Origin of the sequence: Vibrio sp. YT-17 (assembly GCF_033337375.1) — a bacterium.
Taxonomy (GTDB): domain Bacteria; phylum Pseudomonadota; class Gammaproteobacteria; order Enterobacterales; family Vibrionaceae; genus Vibrio; species Vibrio alginolyticus.
This window is the reverse complement of record NZ_JAWOQP010000054.1, coordinates 1-2,832: the sequence shown is the minus strand read 5'-3', so window position 1 is coordinate 2,832 and position 2,832 is coordinate 1. Positions and strand designations below refer to the sequence as shown.

Genomic DNA, 2,832 nt, shown 5'->3' with positions numbered 1-2,832 from the left:
ATGCGGTGGCTTATGGTGATTAAGGCGCTGTGCGGTAGCTTTTGTATTGCGTTACTCACACCTTAGCAAGGCGTTAGTTGCAAAGGGCAAAATATGACGATTGAGCAGCTTGATAAAGTAGATGTTATTGCACATGACAATGAAAAAGTAATTTTGGTTATATCCGATCATTTAGAGTGGGATGATCAAAATGAAAAGCTATTACTGCTGCAAGACAAATTAAATCTGTATTTATCATTTATTGAATCTGGAGAAATATTTGAACAATACCCAATAGCAAAGGGCAAGCTTTTTGAAATTAGGATTGTTTCAAAGTATCAGCCAAACCGCGAAGCTGAAAAATTCGTTTCATTGGTTTCAGAAGTAGTAAGTGATGCAGGTTTTAGTCTTACGCACGAGTTGGGGACTTACAACTAACAAGGCGTTCAAGGCGGATTCACAACGCTTGGCGATTTCAATTCAAGTCAGGTTAAGTGTCTAAGATGCAATGGTTTAGGTTTGGCGACTGGCGTTGTTCACCACTTAACGCGGCGTTATGTTTCTTAGTCGCGTGTAGAAAACTATAGTTAATATTCAGATGCTTATTGTGGGAAAAGAGAGTTCATGGATGTGTATTCGTTACTAGCATTTGCGGCTTTTCTAGTGCTCATATCTTCAATGATAGTGCTCCTTGGGAGTAGTATTTCCCTCGGATTGCAGATGAAAAGAATAGACCCGAGTAGATATAAAGCGATCTACTTTTTGTTTGTTCCTTTTTCTAGTGCGCTTCTCTTTAATTACGTAAGAAGTAGCGAAAATATCTCGAAGTATCCTGAAAGTAGCTCTTGGTTGTTTACTGTCATTCGATATTCTATGGTGTCACTCTTCATATCCTTTGTTTTTATGGGATTTTCTGCTTTTTTAGCAGCAGGTAAAAGCTAAGTTTTTAGCCGGTAAAACTGTTCTGCTCATTTACGGTAACGTACTGGCGGGTGGTAATAAACATAACAAATTGTTCAAGAGTGATTCGGCACGCGTGGCATTTTTACTATGCGTTGATTTTAGTGGTTAAGGTGTTATGCGGGAGCTTAGGTATTGCGTGCCTCACACCTTAACAAGGCGTTATGTTGCATTGTTGTCTGTGTGCATATCAACGGGTAGAATACAAATCAGTTATTAATTAGAAGAATGGTTTTCGGGTGAAAGTAGACATTTACCAAATGATGGGTGAAGAGCCACATTTGATTATCGTTAAAAGTGGTACACCTATAGATACTACAGTCCCTAAGTCTGTATATGCTGATTTAACCAAATGGGCATTGGTTAGACATATGAATTTGTCTCCAAGTACTACATTAGTAGGAACTACGGCAAATGAAGTGATTGATAAAATTAAAGAGAATGGCTACTTTTCCTCTTTGGTAGCCTCAAAGAACAATACTACTTCTTCATTTGGTGCAGGTATTGGTGCTGGGATACTTGCTGCGAGTTTAGGATTAACTCCAGTAGTCAGTGCGATTGCGGGTCTAGTTGCAGGCATACTTGTAGCATCAAACAGTAAGGAGAAGTAGGTCGTGAACTATCTCCCAGCTGTCGATCAGTTTATCAAGCTTGGTCCGATTTGTTTTGCCCTTTTAGCTGTGCTTCTTTTTATTTGCTGTAAAGCGTATCAAAAGAAGAAAATCGAATTCATCGATATTTTTGTTGTTGGCACCGCAGGTAGCTCTGCTCCCTCTGGTTTGCTACTCATTTATGCAGCGTTCGATCAATCAATTGTCTCAAAGATATCTGACTCAAATGTTTACATTGCTTTTGCAGGTATTGCCCTTCTTTATGTCGCAGCGCTAACAGTGAAAGACAAATTTAAAGCAACAACATAACAATCTGTTTAAGAGTGATTCGCAACGCGTGGCATTTTTGCTATGCGTTGGTTTAAGTGATTAAGGTGGTATGCGGCGGCTTTTGTATTGCGTTGCTCACACCTTAACAGGGCGTTAGGCTTCTTTCTAGAAAATGGAGGTAACTTTGATAAAGGTATTTATTACGGCTAGTGAAATAGTATTGCTAATCGTTGCTCTAATTATTGGCGCTTTCTGGATAAAGCAACCTGACGCAAACTATGAACCTATTCTTGTGTTTCTGAGCTTTCTTTTACCCATGTTAGAGGTAGCAAGACGCAAAGTGAGCAACAAACAAGTTGATATGGTTCCGCAAACTACATCCTATGCTAGGCGCTATCTTGATCAGCCTCATCAATGTCACTTTATCAATAATCTTCCCAACCTAAAGAAAGCTGTAGAGCAAAGCTCACAAGAGTTATGGGACAGTGGAATTACAGCAAACATGCGGCAAGGTAGTTACGATCTAATCCATTCGTTGCAAGATTACTGGGTTTCTCTTGCTGAATTTTTCCCACCGTTACACTTTGACGGTAAAGAGCCACGCGCTTACATTTCTGATTACACACAAAGTCGGTTCTCGTTTCACAGATCAAACCTAGAACCTGATGGGGCTGGTACTGGAGGCTCCATTGTTCACGTGATGGCAGGCGGTGGTGTTATTCAAGATCTGGAGAATATGATCGAAGAAACAGTCTGCACATTATCTTCAAGCACTGATACGATAGATTTTGAGAATTGGAAAAAGCGATGGCGCGGCAAAGCCTAACAAACTGTTTAAGAGTGATTCGCAACGCGTGGCATTTTTACTATGCGTTGGTTTAAGTGATTAAGGTGATATGCGGCGGCATTGGTATTGCGTTGCTCACACCTTAACAGGGCGTTATACGTTTTTTATAATTCACAACACACAAAGAGGATACGTCATTGGCTTTTGAAGAGAATACTATAAATT

At 40.0% G+C, this 2,832-nt stretch carries 4 protein-coding genes; all 4 read left to right on the top strand.

Translation table 11 applies throughout. The features are described from left to right. The first annotated feature begins 93 nt into the window (after window positions 1-93). Entirely contained in the window at window positions 94-417 is a 324-nt protein-coding gene (locus R7F67_RS23745; protein ID WP_038217934.1) for a DUF6572 domain-containing protein, read from the top strand. 761 nt (window positions 418-1,178) lie between these two features. After that, a complete protein-coding gene (locus R7F67_RS23740; RefSeq protein WP_138941958.1) occupies window positions 1,179-1,550 on the top strand; it encodes a YcgL domain-containing protein in 372 nt (123 codons plus the stop codon). A gap of 3 nt (window positions 1,551-1,553) precedes the next feature. Next, complete coding sequence (locus tag R7F67_RS23735; protein WP_258626361.1) at window positions 1,554-1,859, top strand: hypothetical protein; 306 nt, start codon at window positions 1,554-1,556, stop codon at window positions 1,857-1,859. A gap of 145 nt (window positions 1,860-2,004) precedes the next feature. Beyond that, entirely contained in the window at window positions 2,005-2,646 is a 642-nt protein-coding gene (locus R7F67_RS23730) for a hypothetical protein (RefSeq protein ID WP_053317233.1), read from the top strand. Window positions 2,647-2,832 lie beyond the last annotated feature (186 nt).